This is a genomic window from Streptomyces sp. NPDC001532 (genome assembly GCF_040298625.1).
Lineage (GTDB): Bacteria > Actinomycetota > Actinomycetes > Streptomycetales > Streptomycetaceae > Streptomyces.
Genome location: NZ_JBEPAL010000011.1, coordinates 59,581 through 86,562, shown reverse-complemented (window position 1 = coordinate 86,562; position 26,982 = coordinate 59,581). Strand labels below are relative to the sequence as shown.

Below are 26,982 nucleotides of genomic sequence, written 5' to 3'. Positions count from 1 at the left end.
CGCCCCCTAGAACACCTCGTCGCACGCCGTCCGCAGTCGCCGTACCCCCTCCGCGATCTCGCCCGTGCCCGCGACCGCCGCGAAGCTCAGCCGCACGTGCGCGGCGGGCGGCTCGGCGCTGAAGTACGGGCGGCCGGGGGTGAGGGCGACGCCCGCGCGCAGCGCCGCCGCCGTCAGGGCGGACTCGTCCGTGCCCTCGGGCAGCCGCGGCCACAGGTGGTAGCCGCCGCTCGGGATGTGCGGCAGCGCCAGCTCGGGCAGGTGCAGCCGCAGCGCGGAGGTCATGGCGTCGCGCCGGGCACGCAGCTCGGCGGAGACGGCGCGCAGATGGCGCGGCCAGGCCGGCGAGCCGACGAGCTCCAGCGCCGCCTCCTGGAGCGGCCGGGGCACGAAGAAGGTGTCCACGACCTGGATGGCGCGCAGCCGTTCCAGCACCGGGCCCCGCGCGGCCAGCGCGCTCACCCGGAAGCTCGGCGAGGTGGCCTTGGTCAGCGAGGAGACGTGGACGACGACGCCGTCCGGGTCGTCGGCGGCCAGCGGACGCGGCAGCGGCGGCGCGTCCTCGTGCACCAGCCGCCGTACGAAGTCGTCCTCGACGACGAAGGCCCCGGCCTCGTGGGCGAGGCGCAGCACCTCGCCGCGCCGCTCGGGGGCGAGGACGGCGCCGGTGGGGTTCTGGAACAGCGGCTGGCAGACGAAGACCCGGGCGCCGGTGGCCCGGAACGCGTCGGCGAGCAGGGCCGGGCGGACCCCGTCGGCGTCCACCGGGACCGGTACCGGCCGCAGGCCCGCCGCCCGGGCGATGGCCAGCATTCCCGGATAGGTCGGGGACTCCACGAGCACCGGCGCGCCGGGCGGGGCGAGGGCCCGCAGCGCGGTGGTCAGCGCGGACTGGCCGCCCGCGGTGATCAGCACCTCGGCCGCGGTGACCGCGCCGCCGGGGCCGCCGATGGCGCGCGCGAACCACTCCCGCAGCTCCGGCAGCCCTTCCATCGGCGGCCGTCCCCAGGCGCCGGGGCGGCGGCCCGCGCGGGAGAGGGCCGCGGCCATGGCCCGCTCGGGCTGGAGCGAGGGGTGCAGATAGCCGCCGTTGAACTCGATCACACCGGGCGGTGGCGCGGCGAGGGAGACCAGCACTCCGGAGGCGTCCACGGAACGCGGCACCGCTTCGCCGGCGCTGTCCGCGCTGAGGGTCAGCTCCTGCCAGGAGGTGTCACCGGCGGGCGCGGCGGTGGACCGCGGCTCGGCGCGGAAGGCCCCGGCGCCGGGCCGGGTCACCACCAGTCCCTCGGCGGCGAGCTGCGCCAGAGCGCGCGAGACGGTCACCGGACTCACCCGGAACCGCTCCACGAGCGCACGACTCGATGGCAGCTTTCCACCTGGAGAGTAGCGGTTCAGCTCCCGCCGCAGCTGTTCTGCCAGTTCACCCACACTGCTACGCTCTTGCATGAGAACACAGAGTAGCGCTACCGCCTCGACCCGGATAGCAGTCGGCAACCCGTCGCCGACGGGCTCCTCCTCGCCCGACCGTGCCGCGGCCGGCACTCTCCAGGCCGCCCTCGGTGTCGTCGCTTTCTCCCTCACCTTCCCGGCCACCGCCTGGGGCCTGGAGGGCTTCGGGCCCTGGTCCCTGGTGGCCGTGCGCAGCGTGCTGGCGGCGGTGATCGCCGGCGGCTGCCTGCTCGCCCTGCGGATCCCGCTGCCCGCGCGCGAGCACTGGGCGGGGCTGGCCGTGGTGGCCGCCGGTGTCGTCCTCGGTTTCCCGCTGCTGACCACGCTCGCGCTGCAAACCTCGACCACCTCGCACGCCGCCGTCGTGGTCGGGCTGCTGCCGCTGACCACCGCCGTCCTGTCCGCCCTGCGCGTCGGCACCCGCCCGTCCCGCACGTTCTGGGCGGCGGCCCTGGCCGGGGCCGCCGCGGTGGGCGTGTTCACCGTGCAGCAGAGCGGCGGCACCCTCAGCGCCGCCGACGCCTACCTCTTCGGCGCGCTGCTGGTGTGCGCGGCCGGGTACACCGAGGGCGGCCGGCTGGCCCGGGTGATGCCGGGCTGGCAGGTCATCGGCTGGGCCCTGGTGTTCTGCCTGCCGCTGAGCGTGCCCGCCACCGCGATCGCGCTGGCGTACGAGCCGGTGACGCTCACCGCGCACTCCGTGGCCGGACTGCTGTGGGTCGCGGCGGGCTCGCAGTTCCTGGGGCTGGTCGTCTGGTACCGGGGCATGGCGGCCATCGGCATCCCGAAGGCCAGCCAGTTGCAGTTGGCTCAACCGCTGCTCACACTGGTGTGGTCGGTGCTGCTGCTGGGCGAGCACCTGACAGTGGCCGCCCCGCTGACGGCCGCGGCCGTGCTCTTCTGCATCGCCGTCACCCAACGGGCGCGAGGCTGAGCGGCGTGCGCCGCCGGGTTCCGCCCGGCGCCGGCCGCCCGGGGCCCGAGGCCACGGACCGCTGCTCCGGCGATGGTGAGGAGGCCCGAGATGCGCGCGAGCGTGGGCGACCAGCTTGTCCAGCACGGCAGGGTGGTCGGACAGCACGACAAGGTCGGCGAGATCGTGGAAGTGCTCGGCCAGGGCGGCAACCCCCCGTACCGCGTCCGCTTCCAGGACGGGCACGAGGGTCTGTGCTCCCCGGGTCCGGACACCGAGATCAAGCACCGGGAGACATACCCGCTGACCGGACAGTAGATCGGACCGCATCGGACCAGATCGAAAAGGACCGGATCAGACCAGATAAGAGCGGATCAGAGCGCGGGATTCGCCGGCTGCCCGTAGTGGTCGGCGATCACCCGCGCCATCGCGCCGGCCGGGTCCGCCGCCACGTCCTTGGCGGCGAAGAAGACATGCCCGCCGACCTCCGGATGCGCACCGGCCAGCGTCAGGTGCCGGGACAGCTCGGCCGGGTTCTGCCAGGCGGCGGGCTGGGCCGGGTCGCCGGCCCGGTACAGGGCCTCCCCGACGTACAGACGCGTCCCGCTGTCCCGGGCGACCCGCGCCCACCACGGCACCAGCTTCGCGTAGTCGGCGGCGGTGTTTCCGATGTGCCAGTACAGCTGCGGGCAGATGTAGTCGACCCAGTTCTCCCGCACCCATTTACGGGTGTCCGCGTACAGGTCGTCGTACGTCTGGAGGGCCTGGGTGTCCGAGCCGCGCGCGTCGGTGGCCGCGTTGCGCCACACCCCGAACGGGCTGATCCCGAACCGGGCGGCGGGCCTGACCTCCTTGATTCCGGCGGCCATGTCGCGCACCAGCCGGTCGATGTTGTCCCGCCGCCAGTCGCCCCGGTTCGAGAAGGCGCCGCCGTGCGCGTCGTAGGCCGCGTCGTCGTCGAAGCTGTGGCCGGGCACCGGGTACGGGTAGAAGTAGTCGTCGAAGTGCACGGCGTCGACCGGGTACTTCTCCACCGCGTCCAGCATGGCCTGCCGCACGAAGGAGCGGACCTCGGGCAGCCCGGGGTTGTAGAAGAGCTTTCCGGCGTACCGCACCACCCAGTCCGGATTCCGGCGAGCCGGATGGCCGGCGGTGAGGCGGCCGAGATCCGCGTGGGCCGCGACGCGCAGCGGGTTGAACCAGGCGTGCAGTTCCAGTCCCCGCTCGTGGGCCTCGGCGACGGCCGTGCCGAGCGGGTCCCAGCCGGGGTTCTCGCCCTGGGTGCCGGTGAGGTACTGCGACCAGGGCTCGTACGGCGAGGGCCACAGCGCGTCGGCGGCGGGCCGTACCTGGAAGATCACCGTGTTGAGGCGGCTGCGCACCGCCTGGTCGAGATGGGCGATCAGCTCGGCGCGCTGCTGGGCGGCGGTCAGGCCGGTGCGGGACGGCCAGTCCCGGTTGCCGACCGTCGCCAGCCACATGCCGCGCATCTCCGCCGCCGCGGCACCGCCCCGCTCCCCGGCCGCCTCGGCCCCCGGCGCATCGTCGCCGTCGTCGTCCGGCCCTCCGTAACCCTGACCGCCCGCCCCGCCGTCCGCGGAGCCGTCCGCCGGACCGCCCGCGCCTTTGGACCTCCGGCCGGGCCGGCCCGGTGCCGCCGCCGCGTCTCCCCCCATCACCAGGGCCGACAGCGCCGCCGCCGCGAACGCCCTCCGGGTCACCCGTCCCATGCAGAACACCCCCATACGCCGTGGATCCGCGCGGTCACGGACCGTCTCCGCGCCCAGGATGCCCGACCCCGGCGATCGATCATCGATACTTGGCGGTAACGTGCACGAACGGAGCAGGCACGAGCAGGCACCGGGACCCGGGGCACCTGCCGCGGCCAAAAGGATCAGCTAAGGGGACGATGTGACCGACATCGAGCGCGTCGGAGTGGTGGGCTGCGGCCAGATGGGCGCGGGCATCGCGGAGGTGTGCGCCCGCGCGGGACTGGACGTCAAGGTCGCCGAGACCACCGGCGAAGCCCTGGAGTTCGGCCGTACCCGGCTGTTCAACTCCCTGGCCAAGGCGGCCGAGCGCGGCAAGATCAGCGAGGCGGAGCGCGACGCGACGCAGGCACGGCTGAGCTTCACCACCGACCTCGGCGAGTTCGCCGACCGTGATCTGGTGATCGAGGCGGTCGTCGAGAACGAGCAGGTCAAGACCGAGATCTTCCAGGTGCTCGACCAGGTGGTGACCCGCCCGGACGCGATCCTGGCCTCCAACACCTCCTCGATCCCGCTGGTGAAGCTGGCGGTCGCCACCGGGCGGCCGGACAACGTCATCGGCATCCACTTCTTCAACCCGGCCCCCGTGCAGCAGCTGGTCGAGCTGATCCCGGCGCTCACCACCTCCGAGGGCACCATCAGCCGGGCCCAGCTGTTCACCGAGAAGGTCCTCGGCAAGCACGCCATCCGCGCCCAGGACCGCTCCGGGTTCGTGGTCAACGCGCTGCTCATCCCGTACCTGCTCTCCGCGATCCGGATGTTCGAGTCGGGTATCGCCAGCCGCGAGGACATCGACAACGGCATGGAGATGGGCTGCGCCCACCCGATGGGCCCGCTGAAGCTGTCCGACCTCATCGGCCTGGACACCGTCGCCTCGGTGGCGTACTCGATGTACGAGGAGTACAAGGAGCCGCTGTACGCCGCTCCGCCGCTGCTCCAGCGGATGGTCGACGCGGGCCGTCTCGGCCGCAAGAGCGGCTCTGGTTTCTACACCTACGGCTGATTACTGACGGTCAGAATCCGGCCAGTCACGGGCCCGGCACCTCGGAAGGTGCCGGGCCCGCGGCATTCACACACCGTGTGTGCGCCGGGCTCGCATATGCCCTGCGCACACGCTCCCCACGCGTCCACCAGGCGAGTTGACTCAACATGCACATGCAAGGGATGTGAACCGATCACGGAAAGGAGCGGACTTGTGACCGCCGATCCCGAGCCTCCGGTCGTCCAGGGAGAACTCGCAGAGTTACGGCGCCGCCTCGATGTGGCATACGCCCGCGTCGAGGGCGGGCTGGCGCTGCTGAGCCACCGCACCGAGGAGACCGCCAAGGATCTGGATGAAGTGAACAACCGGCTCGTCACGCTGGAGCACGCCCGCTGGCCGCTGCCGTCGCTCGCGGCCGTGACGGCCGTGGGCGCGCTCGTCGTGGCGATCTGGCAGGCGCTCGGACGCTAGGCCGTGTCCGAACAACACACCTAGGGCGTGTCCTGGCCGAGCCTGAGATGGTGCAGTAACAGCAGAGCGGCCGCCATGTTGGCGGCCGGGACCTCGCCGCGGGCGACCAGGTCGGGGACGAGCTTGAGGGGGACCCATTCCCGGCGGTCCGACTCGAAGTCGTCCACGGGGTGTCCGATGTACTCGCCCTCGTCGGCCCAGTAGATGTGGTGCCGGGCGTCGGTGAGGCCGTTGGACGGCTCCACGCTCATCAGATGGCGCAGGGGTCCCGGCCGCCATCCGGTCTCCTCCTCCAGTTCACGGGCGGCCGCCACCGCGATGTCCTCGCCGTCCTCGACGACGCCGGCCGCGAGTTCCCACCCCCAGCTGTCGGTGATGAAGCGGTGGCGCCACAGGAGCAGGACCTCGTTGGCCTCGTTCACCACCGTGGCCACGGCGACGGGCCGCAGCCGTATCAGGAAGTGGTCCAGATGCCGGCCGTCCGGCAGCTCCACATCTGCGAGATTGACGCTGAACCAGCGATTTGCGTACACAGTTTGTTCGTTCTGTTTCGTCCACTGCACGGTTCTGCCACCTTCCGCCGAGTAAGTGGCAATATCGCAGCAGGAGGGGGCGGACAGCAGGCGCACGGCCGGCCGCTCGCGGTGCGGCGGTAGGCGCAGCGGGTCACCGTGGGGCGCAAGGGGCCCGGACGAAACGGCTACAGCGGTACGCGCAGGGCCCCGTCGATGAGTTCGGCGGCCTCGGCCGTGCCCGCGCCGCCGCTGCGCATCAGGTGCTCGCGTACCGCGCGGAGTCTGTCGCGCAGCCGCTGCGACTCCATCCCCCGGGCCTGCTCGGCCATCTGCACGGCGGTGACCACGGCCTTGTCGGCGTTGCCCTGGCGCAGCTCGATGGTGCTGAGCATGGCCAGCCGGTGCACCCGGCCCCGGTCGTGCGCGGGGGTGTCCACCGCCGCCTCCGCGTGCTCCCGGGCGGCCGCCAGCTCACCCAGGCTCAGCAGCGCCTCCGCCACCTGGACGTTGACCAGGCCGGGCTGGACATAACCGGTCTCGTCGGGTTCGTAGCCGCGCCGGATGCGGTCGGCGGCCTGCTCGGCCCGCCGGATGCAGGACAGCGCGCCCGTGCCGTCGCCGAGGTGCGCGTACGCCTTCGCCTGCATCGCGTACAGGTCGGAGGCGAGGGCCGGGGTGATGTGCTTGCCGGCGGTGCGCAGCGCGGCCTCCGCGAAGGCGACGGCCTGCCGGAACTCCCGCATGTACAGCGACTGGTTGACCAGCAGCGCGATCACATACGCCCCGAGCCCCCGGTCCCCGCTGGCCTTCGCCAGCCGCAGCGCCTGGTGGAAGTAGCGCTGGGCGAGCCCGTGCGCGTCGGAGTCGTACGCGCAGATGCCGGCGATCGCCACCAGCCCGCCGGTGGCCCGGTGCAGCTGACGGCCGGTGGCGTCGGTGTAGCCGCCGCGCAGCAGCGGCGCGGCCTCGGCGTTGAGGAAGCCTACGATCCGGGTGCGGGTCGCCACCCCGCCGGCCTTGCGGTACATCTGCTCGTAGTGGGTGCGGGCCGAGCGCAGCATCTCGATGTCGGCCGAGGTGACCCGGTGCCGCCCGCCGCGGGATACGTCCACGTCCTCGGGCGGGTTCTCCCACTCCCACACCGGCATCACCGCGGGCGTGCCGGTGACCGCGGGGGCGCCGAGGATGTGCGGGCGCTGCTGCTCGTCGGAGCGCCACAGCGCGGTGGCCCGTTCCACGAAGCCGGAGAGCGAGGTGCCGTGCCCGGTGGGCTCGCCGCCCGGCACGCCGAGGCCGATGTCGTCGAGGGTGACCGGCCGGTGCAGCCGGGCGGCGAGCACCTCGCAGATCAGGTCGGGCACCTGGCCGCGCGGCCGCTGTCCCTTGAGCCAGCGGGCCACCGCGGTGTGCTCGTAGCGCAGGGCGAGGCCGCGCGCCCGGCCGGCCTGGTTGACGTGCGCGGCCAGTCCGGCGTGCGAGATGCCCGCCTCGTCCAGGATCGCGTCGAGCAGAGTGTTGGGCTGCATAGGGAGGCCCCCTGGTGGCTCGGTGCCGACAGCGTAGTGTTTCCGGGTTCACACGGGGTGTGAACGGAGTGCCCGAATCCGTAGCGTGCGCGCGCTGTCGCGGAGAGTTCCTGAACGGTTGACTGAGTTGCCTCGAAAGAGGCCGGCCGGGCCGCCGGCTCCCCCTCGTACAGTGCGGCGGCCCGAGTCCACGTCGTCCGCCCCGTCGCCTGCCCGACACTCCGTGGCGGGGCGGACGGCGTCGCCGGACCGGGTCAGACGCGCGCGGTCCCCCGGGCTCCGGAGGCGGCGCGGCGGGGCAGCCGCTCGTTGCGCAGCACCAGGAGGGCCACGTCGTCGGCCGGTTGTCCGCCGGTGTGCTTCAGCAGGCGGGTGAAGACCGCGCCCAGCAGGGCCTGCGGGGTCCGCACCCCTTGGCCGAGCGCCTCCACCAGCACGGCCGCCAGCGGAAAGAACCGGCCGTGCGCGTCCCGCGCCTCCTCGGCGCCGTCCGTGTGGAGGAACAGCGCCTCGCCCGCGCCGAGTTCGCCGCAGCGCACGGCGGGCAGTTCGGGCGGCAGCGGGAAGGGGCCCAGCGGCGGCAGCGGGTCGGCCGCGGACAGCGGCTCGGCCTCGGTGTCGCGGAGCCGGTAGGGCCACGGGTGCCCGCAGTTCAGCGCCCGGACCTCGCCGTCGCGGGCGATCTCCAGCAGCAGGACGGTGACGAACTCCTCGGCGACCGGGCCGACCGGGTCCGCGCCGGCCGACGGCTGCTCGGCGCGGGCCCGTTCCCGCAGGTGCCGGGCGAGGGCGCGGTCCAGCCGGCGCAGCACCCGGCCCAGGTCGGGCTCGTCGTGCACGGCCTCGCGGAAACTGCCGAGCACGGCGGCGACGGTGCCGATGGCGCCGATCCCGTGCCCGCGCACATCGCCCATGACGGCCCGTACGCCGTGTTCGGTGGCGACGACTTCGTACAGGTCGCCGCCGACGCAGGCGGCCCGGTCGGCGGAGAGCTGGGCGGCGGCCACATGCAGTCCGTCGACCCGCGGCGGCAGCGGCCGCAGCAGCGCGGACTGCGCGGCCCCGGCGACCTCGCGGGCCTGTCTGAGCTCGCGCAGCAGCACCCGGCGGACATGCAGCATCAGCCCGGTGCCGACGGCGAAGAAGACGGCGCTGGTGACGATCCGCGCTCCGAGCCCGGTCTGCTGGGCGAGCGGGCAGACCAGTTTGTAGGTGATGGCGGTGGCACCCCAGACCGTGGGCGGTCCCAGCGCGAGCATCCGACGGCCCCGCCGGGGAACCCCAGCCTTGATACGGATCATGCCGATGGCCCCCCATGTAGGCCCGGACAGCGCAGACCGACCCCGAAAGGCCGGTCCGATTCTGTCGACCGCCTGCCCCGATCGGGCCAGATCGCCCCCACTTGTCACTCGAACGAGTGAGGTGACCACAGGGAGGCGTTCGGGAGGCGTGAAGGCGAAGCCCTCACAAAGAGGTGCGGGGAACCGCGTGATCGGTCCGACGACGGAAAGTCGCCGGCGATCACCCGGTTCCCCGCACCGCGGGCGGGACTCAGCCCCGCAGAACCGCCCCGGTCCGCTCGGCGGCCAGCGCCACCGCCGCGTCCCGCGCGGCCGACGCCTCGTCCACCGTCAGCGTCCGGTCCGCCGCCCGGAACCGCAGCGCGTAGGCGAGCGACTTCCGGCCGTCGCCGAGCTGCTCCGCGTTCTCGTAGACGTCGAACAGCCGGATGCCCTCCAGCAGTTCGCCGGCGCCCTCGCGCAGCGCGGCCTCGACCTCGGCGTGCGGCACCGGCTTGTCGACGACGAGCGCGACGTCCTGGGTGGCCACCGGGAACGAGGAGATGCCCGGCGCCTGCGGCGTGTCGTCGCCGACCCGCTCCAGGGCGTCCAGGTTCAGCTCCATCGCGCAGGTCCGCTCGGGCAGCCCCAGCGCCTTGATCACGCGCGGGTGCAGCTCACCGGCGTGGCCCACGACCTGCTCCGCCCCGTCGGCGGCGATGACCAGCTCGGCGCACCGGCCCGGGTGCCACGGCCCGTACTGGCCCTTGCGCACGGACAGCTCGGCGCCGGCCTCGCGCGCGACGACCCGGGCGGCCTCGACGGCGTCGGCCCAGTCGGCCGGGCGGCCCTTGCCCCACCAGCCGGCCTGCTCACGGGCGCCCGCGAGGACGACCGCCACCTGGCGCGGCTGCTCGGGCAGCGCGGCGTTCAGCGCGGCGATCTCCTCGGCGGTGGGACGCCGGTCGACGGGCAGCTGCACGGTCGCCGGACGCTCCTCACGGGGCAGGAACACCAGCCCGGTCTCGAAGAGCGCCAGGTCGTGCGAGCCGCGGCCGTCGTTGCGGCGCAGCGCGCCCAGCAGACCCGGCAGCAGCGAGGTCCGCAGCGCGGGCTCCTCGTCGTTCAGCGGGTTGACCAGCTTGACCACGCGGCGGGCGGGGTCGTCGGCGTCCAGACCGAGCTGGTCGAAGACCTGCTCGCTGATGAACGGGTAGTTCGGCGCCTCGACGTAGCCGGCCCCGGCCAGCGCCCGGCCGACCCGGCGGTGCAGCCGCTGCCGGTGCGTCAGTCCGCGGCCGGACGGGGGCTTGGGCAGGGTGGAGGGCAGGTTCTCGTAGCCCTCCAGCCGGATGACCTCCTCGGCGAGGTCGTTCGGCTCCAGCAGGTCGGGCCGCCAGGACGGGACGGTGACGATCAGCTCGTCCTGCCCGTACACGTCGCAGCCGATCTCCTGGAGTCGCCGTACGACGGTCTCCCGGCCGTAGGTGACGCCCGCGACCTGGTCCGGATGGTCGGCCGGCACGGTGATGGTGTGCGGCGCGGACGGGGCGATGACCTCGGTGACACCGCTGTCCGCGGTGCCGCCGGCGAGCAGCACCAGCAGGTCGACGGTGCGCTGGGCGGCGGCGGAGGCGGCCTGCGGGTCGACACCGCGCTCGAAGCGGCGGGACGCCTCGGAGGACAGCTTGTGCCGGCGGGCCGTACGGGCGATGGAGACCGCGTCGAAGTGGGCGGCCTCGATGACGACGTCGGTGGTGCCCTCGCCCTCGGCGTGGTCGGCGATCTCGGTGTTGGCGCCGCCCATGACTCCGGCGAGGCCGATGGGACCGCGCTCGTCGGTGATCACCAGGTCCTCGGCGTGCAGCTTCCGCTCGGCACCGTCGAGGGTGACGATCTTCTCGCCCTCCTCGGCCCGGCGGACCCCGATCGCGCCCTGGACCAGGCTGCGGTCGTAGGCGTGCAGCGGCTGGCCGAGCTCCATCATCACGTAGTTGGTGACGTCGACGGCGAGCGAGATCGGCCGCATGCCGACCTTCTGGAGCCGGCGCTGGAGCCAGATCGGCGAGCGGGCCTCGGGGTGCAGTCCGGAGACGGTGCGGGCGGTGAAGCGGTCGCAGCCGAAGGGCTCGGCGATCTGCACCGGGTAGCCGAAGGCGTTCGGGGCGGGGACGTCGAGCAGCGCCGGGTCGCGCAGCGGCAGGCCGTAGGCGATGGCGGTCTCGCGGGCGACGCCGCGGATGGACAGGCAGTCGCCGCGGTTGGCGGTGACGGCGATGTCCAGGACCTCGTCGACCAGTTCCAGCAGCTCGATGGCGTCCTTGCCGACCTCGGTCTCGGGCGGCAGCACGATGATGCCCTTGGTGCCGTCGTCGCCCATGCCCAGCTCGTCGCTGGAGCAGATCATGCCGTGGGACGTCTTGCCGTAGGTCTTGCGCGCGGCGATCGAGAAGCCGCCCGGCAGGGTGGCGCCGGGGAGCACCACGACGACCTTGTCGCCGACGGAGAAGTTGCGGGCGCCGCAGACGATCTCCTGCGGCTCACCGGTGCCGTTGGCGGTGCCGACGTCGACGGTGCAGAAGCGGATGGGCTTCTTGAAGCCCTCCAGCTCCTCGATGGTCAGCACCTGGCCGACGACCAGCGGGCCCTTGAGGTCGTGGCCGAGCTGCTCGACCGTCTCGACCTCCAGGCCGGCCGAAATGAGCTTGGCCTGGACGTCACGGCCGGTCTCGGTGGCCGGCAGGTCGACGTACTCCCGCAGCCAAGAAAGCGGGACCCGCATCAGATCTCCATCCCGAAGGGCCGGGTGAACCGGATGTCACCCTCGACCATGTCTCGCATGTCATCGACGTTGTGGCGGAACATCAGCATCCGCTCGATGCCGAACCCGAAGGCGAAGCCGCTGTACTTCTCCGGGTCGACGCCGCAGGCGGTGAGCACCCGCGGGTTGACCATGCCGCAGCCGCCGAGCTCGATCCAGCCCTCGGAGGAGCAGGTACGGCAGGGCCGGTCGGGATTGCCGACGGACTCGCCGCGGCAGACGTAGCACACCATGTCCATCTCGGCGGACGGCTCGGTGAAGGGGAAGAAGTTCGGCCGCAGCCGGGTCTTCATGCCCTCGCCGAACAGCGACTGGACCATGTGGTCCAGGGTGCCCTTGAGGTCGGCCATGGTCAGGCCCTCGTCCACGGCCAGCAGTTCGACCTGGTGGAAGACCGGGGTGTGGGTGGCGTCCAGCTCGTCGGTGCGGTAGACGCGGCCCGGGCAGATGACGTAGACCGGCAGCTCGCGGTCGAGCAGGGAGCGGATCTGCACCGGGGAGGTGTGGGTGCGCAGCACCACGCCCGAGTCGGCGCCGCCGTCCGGGCCCTCGACGAAGAAGGTGTCCGCCTCGCCGCGGGCCGGGTGGTCCGGGCCGATGTTGAGGGCGTCGAAGTTGAACCACTCGGCCTCGACCTGCGGACCCTCGGCGACCTCGTAGCCCATGGCCACGAAGATGTCCTCGATCCGCTCGGACAGGGTGGTGAGCGGGTGGCGGGCGCCGGCCGGTACGCGGTCGTACGGCAGCGTGACGTCCACGTCCTCCTCGACCAGTACCCGGGCGTCCCGCTCCGCCTCCAGCTCGACCTGCCGGCCGGCCAGGGCCTTGTTCACCGCGCCGCGGGCCTGGCCGACGCGCTTGCCGGCCTCGGCCTTGGCGTGCGGGGGCAGGGCGCCGATCTCGCGGTTGGCGAGCGCCAGCGGGGAGGCCGGGCCGGTGTGGGCGACCTTGGCCTCGTGGAGCGCGTCGAGGGAGTCCGCGGCGGCGAAGGCGGCGAGCGCCTCGTCCCGCATGCGCTCGATCTCTTCCGGTTTCAACGCCTCGACCTCGACAGGGTCGTACGACTTATTCGGTGCCGACATCTCTTCCCGTGCTTCCGATTGGCTGGCTGGAGGTCCCCGTCGCCGACTCTCTCGGGCCGTCCGGGACACAAAGGTGCCAAAGGCCGAGTCTAACGGGGTGAGGGTGGGCGAATGCGCCCGCGGGTCACTGGGCGAGATACGCCGGTGCGCCCACGGGCAACGTAAATCGGAACTCGGCGCCGCCCTGGGCGGCGCGGCCGACCGTGATGGTGCCGCCGTGGGCCTCGACGATGCCCTTGACGATGTACAGCCCGAGGCCGGTGCCGCCGCGCTTGCTGCCCCGCCAGAAGCGGGTGAAGACGCGGTTCATGGACTCCTCCGGGATGCCGGGCCCCTCGTCGCTCACGGTGACCGACGTGCCGGTGTCCTCTCCCTCGCGGGGGGACCTCGTGGCCGTGATGTCGATGGTGACGGTTCCCTCGCCGTGCCGCACCGCATTTTCCAGCAGGTTGCTGAGCACCTGGTCGACCTTGTCGGGGTCGGCCCACAGGTCGGGCAGCGGCTGCTCGATGCGCAGCAGGAACCGGTCGGCGGCCTGTCCGGCGGCCACGTACGCCTGGATGTGCCGTCCGACGGCGGCGCCGATGTCGACCGGCTGGCGGCGCAGCTCCAGGCGTCCGGAGTCGATCCGGGAGATGTCGAGCAGCTCGGCGATCAGCCGGGTGACGCGGTCGGCGTCCGCGTCGACGGTCTCCAGCATCAGCCGTTTCTGGTCGTCGGTGAACCGTTCCCACTTGGCCAGCAGGGTGGCGGTGAAGCCCTTGACGGAGGTGAGCGGCGAGCGCAGCTCGTGGGCGACCGTGGCGATCAGCTCGGCGTGGCTGCGCTCGGTGCGGCGCCGGGCCTCGGTGTCGCGCAGCGAGACGACCACGCGGCGGACCGGGCCGGTGGGCTCGGCGCGCACGTAGCGGGCGGAGACCAGCACCTCGTGGCCGCCGGGCAGCAGCAGGTTGCGTTCGGGCTGGCGGCCGCGGGTGGCGAGGCCGCCGTAGGGGTCGGTCAGCTGCCACCAGCGCCGGCCTTCCAGGTCCTCCAGGGGCAGCGCGGTCTCCAGCGGCTGTCCGAGGACGTCGGCGGCGCTGACCGCGGCGATGCGCTCGGCGGCGGTGTTGCAGCAGATCACCCGGCCGTGCTCGTCGGCGACGACGAGGCCGTCCGGCAGGTCGTCGGGATCGATGCCGAGCTCGGCCGCCGGGTCACCGGCCCGGGGCGCGGGCGGGCGCCCGACGTCCCGTGCTCCCCGTGCGCTGCTCGTGCCGACGCTCATCCCCGTATCCCACCTCTCGGATGGTTGAGTGGGCCCCCGAGCTGGTCACCCTACTAGCTCTCGGTGACGGAGCGGCACCCTCCGGAGGCGCGCTGTGCACGGGCCGACGCATACAGACATACGGCGGCGGCGGTCGCGAGGTTCAGGCTCTCGGCCCGTCCGTGGATCGGGACGCGCACCACGGCGTCGGCGAGGGCGCGGGTCTCCTCCGGCAGTCCCCAGGCCTCGTTGCCGAAGACCCAGGCGGTCGGCCCGCCCATGGTGCCCTCGTCCAGCTCGTCGTCGAGGTCGCGGTCGCCCGCCCCGTCGGCGGCGAGGATCCGCACCCCGGCGTCCTTGAGGCCGGCCACGGCCTGCTCGACGGGGACGCCGACGGCCACCGGGAGGTGGAAGAGGGAGCCCACGGAGGCGCGGACGGCCTTGGGGTTGTACAGGTCGACGGAGGCGTCGGTGAGGACGACGGCCTCGGCGCCCGCCGCGTCCGCGCAGCGCAGCACGGTGCCGGCGTTCCCGGGGTCCCGGACGTGCGCGAGGACGGCGACGAGCCGGGGCCGTGCCCTGAGGATGTCCGCGAAGGGGGTGTCGACGAAACGGCAGACGCCGACCAGTCCCTGCGGGGTGACGGTGGTGGAGATGTCGGCGATGACCTGCTCCGGGGCCAGGTGCACCCGGGCCCCGGCGTCACGGGCCTCGCCGACGATGTCCGCGTACCGCTCCGCGGCCTCGACGGTCGTGAACAGTTCGACGAGGGTGTCCGGGTGCGCCGCCGCCTCCCGCACGGCCTGCGGCCCCTCCGCGAGGAACAGCCGCTCCTTCCCCCGGAAGTTCCGCTTGGCCAGCCGCCGGGCGGCGGAGACGCGGGGGGAACGGGGGGAGATCAGCTCGGGGCTGACGGGGGGCATCTTCAGTTCACCTTCATCGACATCGGCAGGTCTCCACGGCGGCACCGGACCGCCCGCATCACTCGCCAGGGCTCAACGCAACGGACCCGCAGGCAAACCTACGGGTCCGTCCAGTCACGTCGGTTCAGAGCCGGCGCGGCGTCACGCGGCCTTCGGCGCGTTGACGTCCGAGGGCAGCGCCTTCTGCGCGACCTCGACGAGCGCGGCGAACGCGTTCGCGTCGTTGACGGCCAGCTCGGCCAGGATCTTGCGGTCGACCTCGACGTTCGCGGCCTTCAGACCCTGGATGAAGCGGTTGTACGTGATGCCGTTGGCGCGGGCAGCGGCGTTGATGCGCTGGATCCACAGCTGGCGGAAGTCACCCTTGCGCTTCTTGCGGTCGTTGTAGTTGTAGACCAGCGAGTGGGTGACCTGCTCCTTGGCCTTGCGGTACAGGCGCGAACGCTGACCGCGGTAGCCGGAGGCCTGCTCCAGGATCGCCCGGCGCTTCTTGTGGGCGTTGACTGCCCGCTTGACGCGTGCCACTTTTTAACTCCTTGTAGCGGGGTCGTGGTTGTCGCCACACGACCCGGATTCGATTAAGTCCCGGTCATATGTCAGGCGCGGTGCACGCGCCCGACATCACTTGCCGAGAAGCTTCTTGATCTTCGCGGCGTCGCCCGGGGCCATCTCGGCGTTGCCGGTGAGGCGACGCGTCACGCGGGACGACTTGTGCTCAAGCAGGTGGCGCTTGCCGGCGCGCTCACGGAGCACCTTGCCGGAGCCGGTGACCTTGAAGCGCTTGCTGGCACCGCTGTGCGACTTGTTCTTCGGCATAGCGCCGTTCTCTCCTCGTCGGTGGCGCTCCGGTGCCCGGTCACGAGAACCGGGCACGGTGGAGCGTCGCTCTTGTTTCGGTTACTGCCTGGGACTCGGAAGTCCCCGGGATCACGCCTCGGCGGGAGCCTCGGTGGGTGCCTCGGCGGTTTCCTCCGCGGCAGCCTCGGGGCCGTCCTCGGTGTCGGCAGGGTTCTGCGAACGACCGGGGTTGGCCTTCGCTTCGGCCTTGCGGGCCTCCTGCGCCTGGCGAGCCTCGGCCATCGCCTCGGTCTTCTTCTTGTGCGGACCGAGAACCATGATCATGTTTCGGCCGTCCTGCTTCGGGTTCGACTCCACGAAACCGAGGTCCTGGACGTCCTCCGCGAGACGCTGCAGCAGTCGGTAGCCCAGCTCGGGCCGGGACTGCTCGCGACCACGGAACATGATCGTGATCTTGACCTTGTCGCCCTGCTTGAGGAACCGGACGACGTGACCCTTCTTGGTGTCATAGTCGTGCGGGTCGATCTTCGGCCGGAGCTTCATCTCCTTGATGACCGTGTGCGCCTGGTTCTTGCGCGCCTCACGGGCCTTCATGGCCGACTCGTACTTGAACTTCCCGTAGTCCATGAGCTTGCACACGGGCGGACGGGCGTTCGCCGCGACCTCGACCAGGTCCAGGTCGTACTCCTGCGCAAGCTCCAGTGCCTTGGCCAGCGGGACGATGCCCACCTGCTCGCCACTGGGACCGACAAGTCGCACCTCGGGAACGCGAATCCGGTCGTTGATGCGGGGCTCGGCGCTGATGGATCCTCCTCGGTAGCACCACACGACTGCCTGGGGAGCAGCCGCGTAACGTCTCTGTTCGTTAGACCTAACCGCGCCGAAGCACAAAAAATGCCCCGGACGATCACAGGCGGGGCTCCTCGAACTACTACCGGAGCACCGTCGCGATCATCGCGGGGCGCGCATTCGGACGGATCGCCGCCTCGGGGACGGGACCGTCTGACCGGTGACCCGCCGTCCCGGAGGACGGTCAGGTGGGAGTTCGAAAGCCTCCACTTGTGGGCCGAGCACATCAGTGTCCGGCCGGTCGTCAACAAGGTTAGCAGGATCGCTTGACAAGGGCTAACCGGAGGGCGCTTGACAAGGGCCGCGGGGGCCGGGGGCGCGGTACCGGCCCCGTGGCGCTGCCCCTATCGTGTGGGGCATGAGTGAGACCTCCCCCTCCGACTCCCCGGAGACGCCCGACTTCGCCGCCATGACCCGTGACATCGCGGAGGTCCCCGCGGTCGAGGTGATCGTCACGGTCGCCGTCAACCTGATGAGCGCCGCCGCCGTGAAGCTCGGGCTGACCGAGGAGGGCGACAAGTACAAGGACCTGGACGAGGCCCGCAAGCTGATCCACGCCCTCGCCGGCCTGCTGGACGGCAGCGCGACCGAGATCAGCTCGTTCCACGCGGCGCCGCTGCGCGACGGTCTGAAGTCGCTCCAGCTGGCCTTCCGCGAGGCGTCGCTGGTCCCGGACGAGCCGGGCCAGGGACCGGGCGAGAAGTACACCGGCCCGGTCTACCGCTAGCTCGTCAACCCCGTACGTACAAGGGCTCGCCCGGAGGCGTGGTCCCGGCCGGCAGCAGTGCCAGGTCGAGGCCGCGCACCAGGCGGGCCCGCAGTGTCTCGTCGGCGGCCAGCCGTCGCGCGATCGCGCGCGCGGTCTCGGCGGGCGTCGCGGCCGGGTCCAGTACGAGGGCGAGGGTGCCGTCGGCCTCGCCGGGGCCGAGGTGGGCGCGGAGCACCGCGGGCTCGGCGGCGACGGCGGCGCGGACCGCCTCCAGGACGGCCGGATCGGCGAGCGGGTCGGTGGTCGTACGGCCCTCCGCGAGCGCCAGCAGCGCGGGACCCGTCAGTTCGAACGGCACCGGGCCGGCCAGGTCCAGCACGACGGTGTCGGCCTTCTCGTGGGCGGCCGCCTGGAGCGCCTGGTGCAGCGGTACGGCGACGGGGCGGGCCTCCGGGTCCCAGCGGGCCAGCGCGTCCGTGGAGGTGAACGCCGGGAGGGCGGTGCGGGCGCCCGCCTTGAGCGTGGGGACGGCCATGTCGCTGGTCTTCTCGCGGCGCAGCCCGTTCTCGTCCTCCTCGACCTCGCCGAGCACGGCGACGACCGGGACCAGCAGCCGGGCGTCCTTGAGTGCCTGGAGCACCGGTGTCAGGGCGGTGCGGTCCTCGGCCCAGGCGGCGAGCGCCGCGCTCAGCCGGGGATCGGCGGAGCCGTCGTCGTCGGAGAAGCCGGGGTCGGGAATGTTCTTGTTCGCCACGGTCACCGAGCCTATCCGGGGCGCTCCGCCGTTCCGGCGCGGGCCCGGTGCGGACCCGGAAACGCGGCCGTCATCCGGCTCACGGGTTTCTCAGACTTCCCTTACACGGATTTCACGTCCGTCCAACGGCCCGCACAGCCGCCGCCTCCAGCATCGCGGGCATGGAGTCTTCCGGAGTCCGTCCGGCCCGGCGCCGTCCGGCCCGCGCCGCTCTCGCCGCGCTCGTCGTCCTCGGGGGAACGGCGATGGGGACCGCTTGCGTGACGGCGCGGACGCAGCCGGACGCGGTGGCCGTGTCGTCGGCGGGGGCGTCGCCGTCGGCGACCACGCGCGCGCAGGCGTCCGTGGAGCCCGTGGCGCAGCCGCAGGTGGTGGATCACGACGGGCTGCTGGCCGAGGCGATGCGGTCGGTCGAGGTGGCGGACGGCGTCTCGGTGTCGGTGGCCGTGCTGGACCTGGAGTCCGGCAGCAGCGCGGTGTACGGCGACGGCGGCTTCGACACGGCGAGCATCGTCAAGGTGGACATCCTGGCGGCGCTGCTGCTCCAGGCCCAGGACGCGGGCCGCTCGCTCACCGCGTCGGAGCGGGCGTACGCGACCGCGATGATCGAGCGGAGCGACAACGCGTCCGCGTCGGCGCTGTGGCGGTCGATCGGGCAGGCCGACGGGCTGGACGCGGCGAACCGGCGGTTCGGGCTGACGGACACCGTGGGCGGCGACGGCATGCTGTGGGGGCTGACGAGGACGACGGCCGCGGATCAGCTCACGCTGCTGCGACAGGTGTTCGAGGCGGACGCGGCGGACTCCGAGCTGGACGAGGCCTCGCGGACGTATCTCGAGGGGCTGATGGGGGACATCGCCGCCGATCAGGACTGGGGCGTCTCGGCCGCCGCGGACGGCTCCGCGTGGGCCCTGAAGAACGGGTGGCTGCCGCGCAGCGCCACCGGCCTGTGGGACGTCAACAGCATCGGGCGGGTGACCGTCGGCGGCCGCGACTATTTGGTCGCCGCGCTGTCGGACGGCAACGCGACGAAGGCGGCGGGGGTGTCGGTGGTGGAGGCGGCGGCGCGGGCGGCGGTGCCGGTGCCGGCCGGGGCGGCGACGACGCCGAGCCCGGCGCCTTGACCCCGGCGGTTCAGTAGCCGTCGTACTCGTGGCCGCCCCGGCGGCCCCGCCACAGGACGACCGCCGCCACCAGCAGGACGCCGCCGGCGCTGCCGGCCAGGGGGCCCGCCCAGGCGGAGGTGTCGCCGTCGGGTTCGGCGGAGTCGGGGCCGGGGCCGAAGTAGCGGTCGGCGGAGGCGGCGGAGCGCAGGGTCTCCGGCTCGAGGCGGGCGGCCTCCTCGATGGCGGCGGCCGGGTCGATGAAGCCGAAGCCGCGGGAGTCGTCGCGGCCGTCGGCCGGGGCGTTGCGGGCGGTGTCCTCCAGGAGCCGCTTGATCTGCGCCGGTGCCAGGCCGGGGTGTGCGGCCTTGACGAGGGCGACGGCGCCGGAGACGAAGGCCGCGGCGGCGCTGGTGCCCCAGCCCTCGTAGTACTTGCGGTCCGGGTCGGCGATGACGACGTCGACGCCGGGGGCGCTGACCGTGGCGTACCAGCGGCGGGTGGAGAACGAGGCGCGGGTGCCGTAGCGGTCGACGGCGGTGACGGCGATGACGCCCGGGTAGGCGGCCGGGTAGGAGATGTGGTCGCCCTTCTCGCCGCCGTTGCCTGCCGAGGCGACGACGACGGCGCCCTTCCTCAGGGCGTACTGGACGGCCTCGTCCTCGGTGGGCTCGGGGTGCGCGGAGGCGGAGTCGTCGCCGAGGGACAGGTTGATGACGTCGGCGCCCTGGTCGGCGGCCCAGCGGATGCCGTCGGCGAGGGCGTTGCCGCGGGTCTTGCGGGCCGTGGCGCGGGAGGGGTCCTTGTCCTCCAGGATCACGCGGACGGGGAGGATCTTGGCGGCGGGGGCGATGCCGAGGACGCCGTCGGTGCCGCCGTAGCCGTGTCCGTGGCCGGCGATGATGCCGGCCATGGCGGTGCCGTGCCGGGCCCAGACCTCGTCGCCGCGCTCCGCGCCGAAGCCGACCATGTCCTTGCCGGTGAGGACGTTGCCGACGAGGTCGGGGTGGGTGGCGTCGACGCCGGTGTCGAGGACGGCGACGGTGATGCCGCCGCCTTTGGTGGTCTGCCAGGCCTCCTGGGTGTGCAGGGCGTCCAGGGCCCACTGCTTGGCGCGGATGCCGTCGGCGTGCGCGGCGGTGGGCGGGACGAGGGCGAGCAAGGCGGCCAGCAGGGCGCTGAGCACGGCGGCCCGGTGGGTCGTACGGCGGCGGATCATGAGGGCTGCTCCGAGGCGGCGACGACGGACTTGCGCAGGCTTCGCTCGACGCGGTCGGCGAGGCCCTTCGCCTCGTGGCCGAGGCCTGCCTGGGCCGGGGCGGTGGTGGCGCCGGAGCGTGTGGCGTCGACGGCGGGCTGCGGGGCGTCCACGCGGCGGCCGTCGGCCCAGCCGGAGACGGCGTAGACGACCACGGGGGCGTCGGTGAGCACGGACACGGTCCAGGAGGCGCGCTGGTCGTCGCCGAAGTCGGCGGCGACGGTTCCCTCGGCGGCGTAGGCGCGGGGCATCAGGTCGGTGCGGCGGTGCAGGCCGCCGTCCTTGAACTGGGTCTCCAGCGCGCGCATCCCGGCGGCGTCGGCCTTGGTGAAGAGCAGGCCCACGGTGGTGACGTGGCTCTGGGTGGCGTCGGTGTAGGTGGCGCGCAGCAGGCGCCGGCAGCCGGCGGGCGCGAGGGCCTTGCGCAGCAGCGGGTCGAAGGCGTCGGCGCAGCCGGTGTCCGGGGCGACGGCGATCCGCGTCCAGGTGCGGTCGGCTCCGCCGGGGCCGGCGCCGCGGCCCGCCACGGTGGGCGGGAACAGCTGGTCGACGGGCGCGTTGTGCCACAGCCCGGCGGCCGTGGCGAACGCGCCGCGCTCCGTGGCGTCCCCGGAGTCGCCGACGAGCCAGCTCCCGGTGACCGCGCCACCGATCAGCCCCACCCCGAGCACCACACAGGCGGCCGCCGCGACGGCCTGCCGCCGCACCCGCCTTCCGACCGCCCGGACCGGCGCGGGATCGCTGTGGTCGTGCGGCATCGGGAATCCGGCGGCGGGTGGGGCGCTCCAGTCGTGTGCGGGGTGGGACGGTCCTGGGGCGCCGGTACGGCGGTCCGCGACGGCGTCCCCGGGAACCCGCACGGCCGCCTCCGGCCGCGCCTGCGCCTGCGCCTGCCGTACCGATTCAGCCGCCCGGGACGACGACGCCGACGGCACGGGGCGCAGCCGAGCGGTCCGCTCTTCGGCGGCCTCGGGGGACGACGCGACGGACGGGGGTTGCGCGGCGAAGGGCCGACGCGGCGCGTCCGTCCCGGCGGGCGCGGTGAAGGGGCGGCGCGGGGTGTCCGTCTCCCCGGGCGCGGTGAAGGGGCGGCGCGGTGAGGGCGGGGTGTCCGGGAAGCGCGCCGAGGCGGGGGGCGGGGGCGGGGCGCCGTGGGTGGTGTCGGGGCGCCGCGGCGAGACGGGGGACGCGGGCGCCGAGGTCGGCCGGCCCGGAGTGGACGAGTCGCAGTGCCCCGCTTCGACACCGACCGGCGCAGCCGAAGCCGCAGGCGCATCGTCAGGACGGCGCGGCGCAGCGGACGCCGTGTCCGAACCGGCACGCGAAGCCGGGACGCCGTACGCGGTGTCCGGGCGACCCGACGAGGCCGGAGCGGCAGACGCCGAGGTGGGCCGACCGGGAGTGGACGAGCCGGAATACCCCGTGTCCGCACCACCCTGCGCAGCCGAGGCGAGAGGCGCATTGTCGGGACGGCGCGGCGCAGAAGGGGCGGTGTCCGGGCGGCGCGGCGCAGCCGTAGGCGCCGAGGCCGGTCGGCTCGGGGCGGACGAGGTGGCAGGGCCCGCCTCCGTACCGCCCGGCACAGCCGAAGCCGAGGCCGTCGGCGCGCCGTGCGGGCCGCGTGGCGCGGCCGGGCTCGTGGGTGCCGGGTCCGAACCGGAGCGCGTGGTCGGGACGCCGTACGCGGTGTCCGGGTGGCGTGGGGACGCGGGCGGCCGGTCCGGGAGGGGCGGCGCGGCCGGGGTCGTGGGCGCCGGGTCCGGGTCACCCGGTGGAGCCCACGCGGGCGGCGTGCCGTCCTCGGAGGCCGGGTGCGCGGTGGAGGGTGGCTCGGTGGGCGGCGGAGGGGTGGTGGGGCGCGGGGGGATGGGGGCGTGCCGCGCTTCCGTGCTCATGCACCCCCCGTTTCCTCGTGCCCGGGCCCGTCTCCTCGTGCGCGGGCCGTGGCCACTCGTCGCACGCATACCCGCACGGACGGACCGCCATCCGGCGGGGGCTCCCGCGCGGGGCCGTCGCTTCCGTGCGTGCGCGTCACTCTACGGGTTGCCCGAGCGAATCCGGGAACCAGTCCACGACCGCGGGGCATCTGCCCGGAACATCCCCCTACCCTGCGGTAATCCTGTCTGGCAGGCTTCGTTCATGACTGCGCGCGCCGCCGACCGGTACCGCTACGACCGGGCCACCGCCCATCTCGACGCCCCGCTGGCGATCGTCGACCTGGACGCCTTCGACGCCAACGCGGACGATCTGGTCCGCCGGGCCGGCGGGAAGCCGATCCGTGTGGCCAGCAAGTCCGTGCGCTGCCGGGCCCTGCTGGAACGGGTGCTGGCGCGGGACGGCTTCGCGGGCGTCATGTCGTACACCCTCGCGGAGTCCCTGTGGCTCGCCCGCTCCGGGTTCGAGGACGTGCTGCTCGCCTATCCGTCCGCCGACCGCGCCGCTTTCGCCGAGCTGACGAGCGATCCCAAGCTGGCCGCCGCCGTGACCGTGATGGTCGACGATCCGGCGCAGCTCGCGTTCATCGACCGGGCGCGGGACGGCGGGAGCGAAGTCGTGCGGGTGTGCCTGGAGTTGGACACCTCGCTGCGGCTGTTCGGCGGGCGGGTGCGGGTCGGCGCCCGCCGCTCGCCGCTGCACTCCCCCGCCGAGGTCGCGGAGCTGGCCCGGGCGGTGGTCCGGCGGCCGGGCTTCGAGGTGGTGGGGATCATGGCGTACGAGGGCCATGTCGCCGGTGTGGGGGACGCGATCGCGGGCCGGCCGGTGCGTTCGCGCGCGGTACGGCTGATGCAGGCGGCGGCCCGCCGGGAGCTCGCGGAGCGCCGGGCGGCGGTGGTGAGCGCGGTGCGGGCGGTGGTGCCGGGTCTGGAGTTCGTCAACGGCGGCGGCACCGGCAGTGTGCAGCACACCGCCGCGGAGGACGCGGTCACCGAGATCGCGGCCGGTTCGGGGTTGTATCTGCCGCGGCTGTTCGACAACTACACGTCGTTCAGCGGCCGTCCGGCGGCCCTGTTCGCCCAGCCCGTGGTGCGCCGGCCCGGCGTGGGTGTGGTGACGGTGCTCGGCGGCGGCTATCCGGCCTCCGGCGCGGCCGGTCCGGACCGGTCGCCGGTGCCGTATCTGCCGGAGGGGCTGCGCTACGACCCGCAGGAGGGCGCCGGCGAGGTGCAGACGCCGCTGCTCGGCTCGCCCGCGGACGATCTGCTGATCGGCGACAAGGTGTGGTTCCGGCACGCGAAGGCGGGTGAGCTGTGCGAGCGGTTCGACGCGCTGCACCTGGTGGAGGGCGACCGGGTGACGGCGACCGTGCCGACGTACCGGGGCGAGGGCCGTACGTTCCTGTAAGCCCCTCGGCTCCCCGGTTTCCCGGTTCCCCGGCTACGGTCCGACGCTGCTGCCCACGCCGCCGCCGGGGTCGGTGTCGCCGGCCGCGCGGATGCCCTTGGTGATGCGGTCCATGTCGGCGAGCGGCGGTCCGTCCTCGCCGGCGTCGAAGACGTAGCGCACGATGACGGGTGACTCGGTGCCGACGCTGGACTGGAAGGCCATGGACTGGACGTAGCCGCCGGGCCCTTCGGCGGTTCTGACCCGCCAGCGCACGAAGTACCCGGCGCGGCCCGCGACCGCGACCGGCCCGGAGTCGACGAGCTGGTGGGACTCGATGCCGCCGTAGGGGCGCCGGCCGATGGCGTCGCGGTCGTAGGCCTCGTCGGCGGCGTCGGCGATGTCCTGCTCGGCGAGTGCCTGGGGGGAGGTCTCGTCGTTGGCGGTGACGGTGCGGGAGATGACCAGGCCGTGCCGGCAGAGGCCGCCGTCGCCGGGGCAGTCGTAGGTGCCGTCGGTGGTCATCATGACGTTGTCCTGGCTGACGTCGCGGGGCCGGACCCAGCCGTCGACGAGCGGGAACGTGATGCCGTTGAGCTGGTCCTCGACGACGGCGGGGTCGTCGGCGGACGGTGCGGAGGTGGTGGGGGACGGCGACGGGGCGGGCGGCTCGGTCGTGGTCGGTGCGAGCGTGGGGGCGGGTGTGGGGCTCGCCACGGGCGCGCCGGCGTTCTCGCCGTCGTCCTTGAGGAAGATCGCGCCGGTGACGATCGCCGCGACCAGGACGGCCGCGGCGACGGTGAGGGCGGTGGCCCTCGACCGCGCGTCGCCGCCGCCCGCGGTGACGGGGGGCGGCGGACCGGGGACGTCCGGGCCGGGCACCGGGTGCCCGGCGGGCTCGGGGGCCCGCCGGTGGTCGGTCCAGGCCGTGCCGTCCCACCAGCGCTCGGCGTGCGGGGCCGTGGGGTCGCGGTACCAGCCGGGCGGAGGTGTCATGCTCATATCCCGGCACTGTAGGCGCAGTACTACAGCGGTGTGACGTACGCCCCCGAGATCCCGCCGTCCACCAGGAAGTCGGTGGCGTTGACGAAGGAGGAGTCGTCGCTGGCCAGGAAGGCGACGGCGGCGGCGATCTCCTCGGCCTCGGCGAACCGGCCGACCGGGATGTGCACCAGGCGCCGGGCGGCCCGCTCCGGGTCCTTGGCGAACAGCTCTTGCAACAGCGGGGTGTTGACCGGTCCGGGGCAGAGCGCGTTCACGCGGATGCCCTCGCGGGCGAACTGCACGCCCAGTTCGCGGGACATGGCGAGAACGCCGCCCTTGGAGGCGGTGTAGGAGATCTGGCTGGTGGCCGCGCCCATCCGGGCCACGAACGAGGCGGTGTTGATGATGGAGCCCTTGCCCTGGCGCCGCATATAGGGGATCGCGGCCTTGCAGCACAGGTAGACGGAGGTGAGGTTGACCTCCTGGACCCGCTTCCAGGCCTCCAGACCGGTCTCCAGGATGGAGTCGTCGTCGGGCGGGGAGATCCCGGCGTTGTTGAAGGCGATGTCGACGCTGCCGTAGGTGTCGTGGGCCGTCCGGAACAGGGTCTCGACCTGCTCGGGGTCGGTGACGTCGACCTTCACGAAGATGCCGCCGGTCTCCTCGGCGGCGGCCTTGCCGCGGGTCTCGTCGACGTCGCCGCAGACGACGTGCGCGCCCTCGGCGGCGAGGCGGCGGGCGGTGGCGAGGCCGATGCCGCTGCCGGCTCCGGTGACGACGGCGGTGCGGCCGACGAGACGGCGGCAGACGGCTTCCGGGGCTGCGGCGTCCTGCGTTGCTTCGGTCACTGTGCGGGGCCCTCCGTGCTGATGAAGACGTTCTTGGTCTCGGTGAAGGCGGCCAGGGCGTCGGGTCCGAGTTCGCGGCCGATGCCGGACTGCTTGAAGCCGCCGAACGGCGTCCAGTAGCGGACGCTGGAGTGCGAGTTGACGGACAGGTTCCCGGCCCGGACGGCCTGGGAGACACGCAGCGCGCGGCCCACGTCCCGGGTCCAGATGGAGCCGGAGAGGCCGTAGTCGGTGGCGTTGGCGAGGGCCACGGCCTCCGCCTCGTCGTCGAAGGGGAGGACGACGGCGACCGGGCCGAAGACCTCTTCGACGGCCACGCGCGCGTGGCTGTCGACGCCGGTGAGGACCGTGGGCGGGTACCAGAAGCCGGGGCCTTCGGGTGCCGTGCCGCGGATGCCGTCGAGGTCGTCGGTGACGTACGAGCGCACCCGTTCCAGCTGGGCCTTGGAGATGAGCGGGCCCATGTCCGTCTTCTCGTCGGCGGGGTCGCCGACCCGGATGGCCTCGATCGCCGGGGCGAGGAGGCCGAGGAAGCGGTCGTACACGGCGCGCTGGACGAGGATGCGGGTGCGGGCGCAGCAGTCCTGGCCCGAGTTGTCGAGGAAGGACATCGGCGCGGCGGCCGCGGCGGTCTCCAGGTCGGCGTCGGAGAAGACGATGTTGGGGCTCTTGCCGCCGAGTTCGAGGGTGACGCGCTTGAGGAGCGCGGAGCCCTGCGCCAGCACCTGCTTGCCCACGGCCGTCGAACCGGTGAACACGATCTTGGCCACTCCGGGGTGCCGGACGAGCGCGTCGCCCGCGACCGGACCGTGTCCGGGCAGCACCTGGAACAGGCCTTCCGGCAGCCCGGCCTCGACGGCGAGTTCGGCCAGCCGCAGCGCGGTCAGCGGGGTGGTCTCGGCGGGCTTGAGGAGGACGGCGTTGCCGGCGGCGAGGGCGGGCGCGGTGCCCCAGGCCGCGATCGGCATCGGGAAGTTCCAGGGCGCGATGACGCCGACGACGCCGAGCGGTTCGAGGAGGGTGACGTCCAGGCCGCCCGCGACCGGGATCTGGCGGCCGGTCAGCCGCTCCACTCCCCCGGCCGCGTAGTCGAGCAGGTCCCGGACGTTGCCCGCCTCCCAGCGGGCGTTGCCGAGGGTGTGTCCGGCCTCCCGGACCTCCAGCCGGGCCAGCTCTTCGAGGTGTTCGTCGACGGTGGTGGCGAACCGGCGCAGCAGCCGGGCCCGGTCGCCGGGCGCGAGGGCGGCCCACCGGGTCTGGGCCCGCGCGGCGCGTACGACCGCCGCGTCGACGTCGGCCTCGGTGGCGGCGGGGACGGTGGCGACGACCTCCTCGGTGGCGGGGTTGAGTACCTGGAGCGCGTGCGCGTACGACAACG

At 73.5% G+C, this 26,982-nt stretch carries 25 protein-coding genes; 7 read left to right on the top strand and 18 right to left on the bottom strand.

The window, feature by feature from the left end; translation table 11 throughout:
* Positions 1-6: 6 nt before the first annotated feature.
* Entirely contained in the window at positions 7-1,545 is a 1,539-nt protein-coding gene (locus ABT232_RS13410) for an aminotransferase-like domain-containing protein (protein WP_450871688.1), read from the bottom strand.
* Here ABT232_RS13410 and ABT232_RS13405 point away from each other — a divergent pair.
* Positions 1,448-2,386: a DMT family transporter gene (locus ABT232_RS13405; RefSeq protein ID WP_351839722.1), complete on the top strand. Its 939-nt coding sequence runs from the start codon at positions 1,448-1,450 to the stop codon at positions 2,384-2,386. The two genes, ABT232_RS13410 and ABT232_RS13405, sit on opposite strands and share 98 nt — an antisense overlap.
* Positions 2,387-2,476: 90 nt before the next feature.
* Entirely contained in the window at positions 2,477-2,683 is a 207-nt protein-coding gene (locus tag ABT232_RS13400) for a DUF1918 domain-containing protein (RefSeq protein WP_351839720.1), read from the top strand.
* Positions 2,684-2,739: 56 nt separating this feature from the next.
* On the opposite strand, the gene ABT232_RS13395 is transcribed toward ABT232_RS13400, so the two are convergent.
* Positions 2,740-4,095: a glycoside hydrolase family 10-like protein gene (locus ABT232_RS13395; protein ID WP_351839718.1), complete on the bottom strand. Its 1,356-nt coding sequence runs from the start codon at positions 4,093-4,095 to the stop codon at positions 2,740-2,742.
* Positions 4,096-4,276: 181 nt separating this feature from the next.
* On the opposite strand from ABT232_RS13395, the gene ABT232_RS13390 reads away from it, so the two are divergent.
* Together ABT232_RS13390 and ABT232_RS13385 are read left to right on the top strand one after the other, a co-directional pair.
* Positions 4,277-5,137, top strand: a complete 861-nt coding sequence (locus ABT232_RS13390; protein WP_351839716.1) for a 3-hydroxybutyryl-CoA dehydrogenase — start codon at positions 4,277-4,279, stop codon at positions 5,135-5,137.
* A 192-nt stretch (positions 5,138-5,329) separates the two neighbouring features.
* On the top strand, positions 5,330-5,587 hold the full coding sequence (locus tag ABT232_RS13385; RefSeq protein WP_351839714.1) for a hypothetical protein: 258 nt from the start codon (positions 5,330-5,332) through the stop codon (positions 5,585-5,587).
* Positions 5,588-5,607: 20 nt separating this feature from the next.
* Here ABT232_RS13385 and ABT232_RS13380 read toward each other — a convergent pair whose 3' ends face one another.
* The 10 genes from ABT232_RS13380 to infC form a co-directional block, all read right to left on the bottom strand.
* Positions 5,608-6,150: an NUDIX hydrolase gene (locus ABT232_RS13380; protein WP_351839712.1), complete on the bottom strand. Its 543-nt coding sequence runs from the start codon at positions 6,148-6,150 to the stop codon at positions 5,608-5,610.
* Between the two features lie 137 nt (positions 6,151-6,287).
* Positions 6,288-7,628, bottom strand: a complete 1,341-nt coding sequence (locus ABT232_RS13375; protein WP_351839711.1) for an NsdA family TPR-like regulatory protein — start codon at positions 7,626-7,628, stop codon at positions 6,288-6,290.
* 254 nt (positions 7,629-7,882) lie between these two features.
* Entirely contained in the window at positions 7,883-8,929 is a 1,047-nt protein-coding gene (locus ABT232_RS13370; protein WP_351839709.1) for a PP2C family protein-serine/threonine phosphatase, read from the bottom strand.
* A 250-nt stretch (positions 8,930-9,179) separates the two neighbouring features.
* The gene (gene pheT / locus ABT232_RS13365) at positions 9,180-11,690 is read right to left on the bottom strand and encodes a phenylalanine--tRNA ligase subunit beta (protein ID WP_351839707.1); all 2,511 of its coding nucleotides are present in this window, start codon (positions 11,688-11,690) and stop codon (positions 9,180-9,182) included.
* Positions 11,690-12,811: a phenylalanine--tRNA ligase subunit alpha gene (pheS, locus tag ABT232_RS13360; protein WP_351839705.1), complete on the bottom strand. Its 1,122-nt coding sequence runs from the start codon at positions 12,809-12,811 to the stop codon at positions 11,690-11,692. Before pheS ends, pheT begins: the two co-directional genes overlap by 1 nt.
* A 124-nt stretch (positions 12,812-12,935) precedes the next feature.
* A complete protein-coding gene (locus tag ABT232_RS13355; protein ID WP_351839703.1) occupies positions 12,936-14,078 on the bottom strand; it encodes a sensor histidine kinase in 1,143 nt (380 codons plus the stop codon).
* A 53-nt stretch (positions 14,079-14,131) separates the two neighbouring features.
* Positions 14,132-14,980: a TrmH family RNA methyltransferase gene (locus ABT232_RS13350; RefSeq protein ID WP_351839700.1), complete on the bottom strand. Its 849-nt coding sequence runs from the start codon at positions 14,978-14,980 to the stop codon at positions 14,132-14,134.
* A gap of 141 nt (positions 14,981-15,121) precedes the next feature.
* Positions 15,122-15,505, bottom strand: coding sequence for a 50S ribosomal protein L20 (rplT, locus tag ABT232_RS13345; protein WP_006141703.1), 384 nt, complete (start codon positions 15,503-15,505; stop codon positions 15,122-15,124).
* Between the two features lie 96 nt (positions 15,506-15,601).
* Positions 15,602-15,796, bottom strand: a complete 195-nt coding sequence (rpmI, locus tag ABT232_RS13340; RefSeq protein WP_004933563.1) for a 50S ribosomal protein L35 — start codon at positions 15,794-15,796, stop codon at positions 15,602-15,604.
* A 111-nt stretch (positions 15,797-15,907) separates the two neighbouring features.
* Complete coding sequence (infC, locus tag ABT232_RS13335; protein ID WP_351839698.1) at positions 15,908-16,606, bottom strand: translation initiation factor IF-3; 699 nt, start codon at positions 16,604-16,606, stop codon at positions 15,908-15,910.
* Positions 16,607-16,985: 379 nt separating this feature from the next.
* Between infC and ABT232_RS13330 the strand changes: the two genes are divergently transcribed.
* On the top strand, positions 16,986-17,354 hold the full coding sequence (locus tag ABT232_RS13330; protein WP_351839696.1) for a DUF1844 domain-containing protein: 369 nt from the start codon (positions 16,986-16,988) through the stop codon (positions 17,352-17,354).
* Between the two features lie 4 nt (positions 17,355-17,358).
* Here ABT232_RS13330 and ABT232_RS13325 read toward each other — a convergent pair whose 3' ends face one another.
* Positions 17,359-18,090, bottom strand: coding sequence for an SseB family protein (locus tag ABT232_RS13325; protein WP_351839694.1), 732 nt, complete (start codon positions 18,088-18,090; stop codon positions 17,359-17,361).
* Between the two features lie 161 nt (positions 18,091-18,251).
* On the opposite strand from ABT232_RS13325, the gene ABT232_RS13320 reads away from it, so the two are divergent.
* A complete protein-coding gene (locus ABT232_RS13320) occupies positions 18,252-19,214 on the top strand; it encodes a serine hydrolase (RefSeq protein WP_351839692.1) in 963 nt (320 codons plus the stop codon).
* Positions 19,215-19,224: 10 nt separating this feature from the next.
* Here the strand turns inward: ABT232_RS13320 and mycP are convergent, their stop codons facing one another.
* Together mycP and ABT232_RS13310 are read right to left on the bottom strand one after the other, a co-directional pair.
* Positions 19,225-20,412 (bottom strand): type VII secretion-associated serine protease mycosin, encoded by a 1,188-nt coding sequence (mycP, locus tag ABT232_RS13315; RefSeq protein ID WP_351839691.1) that lies wholly within the window; start codon positions 20,410-20,412, stop codon positions 19,225-19,227.
* Complete coding sequence (locus ABT232_RS13310; protein ID WP_351839689.1) at positions 20,409-21,311, bottom strand: hypothetical protein; 903 nt, start codon at positions 21,309-21,311, stop codon at positions 20,409-20,411. Before ABT232_RS13310 ends, mycP begins: the two co-directional genes overlap by 4 nt.
* Positions 21,312-22,590: 1,279 nt before the next feature.
* On the opposite strand from ABT232_RS13310, the gene ABT232_RS13305 reads away from it, so the two are divergent.
* Entirely contained in the window at positions 22,591-23,793 is a 1,203-nt protein-coding gene (locus tag ABT232_RS13305; RefSeq protein WP_351839687.1) for an amino acid deaminase/aldolase, read from the top strand.
* 33 nt (positions 23,794-23,826) lie between these two features.
* Here ABT232_RS13305 and ABT232_RS13300 read toward each other — a convergent pair whose 3' ends face one another.
* The 3 genes from ABT232_RS13300 to ABT232_RS13290 are packed head-to-tail and all read right to left on the bottom strand — an operon-like array spanning position 23,827 to position 26,980.
* Positions 23,827-24,768: a DUF2510 domain-containing protein gene (locus ABT232_RS13300; protein ID WP_351839892.1), complete on the bottom strand. Its 942-nt coding sequence runs from the start codon at positions 24,766-24,768 to the stop codon at positions 23,827-23,829.
* A gap of 29 nt (positions 24,769-24,797) precedes the next feature.
* Entirely contained in the window at positions 24,798-25,604 is an 807-nt protein-coding gene (locus ABT232_RS13295) for a 3-oxoacyl-ACP reductase (RefSeq protein ID WP_351839685.1), read from the bottom strand.
* Positions 25,601-26,980: an aldehyde dehydrogenase family protein gene (locus ABT232_RS13290; RefSeq protein WP_351839683.1), complete on the bottom strand. Its 1,380-nt coding sequence runs from the start codon at positions 26,978-26,980 to the stop codon at positions 25,601-25,603. Before ABT232_RS13290 ends, ABT232_RS13295 begins: the two co-directional genes overlap by 4 nt.
* Positions 26,981-26,982: the final 2 nt, after the last annotated feature.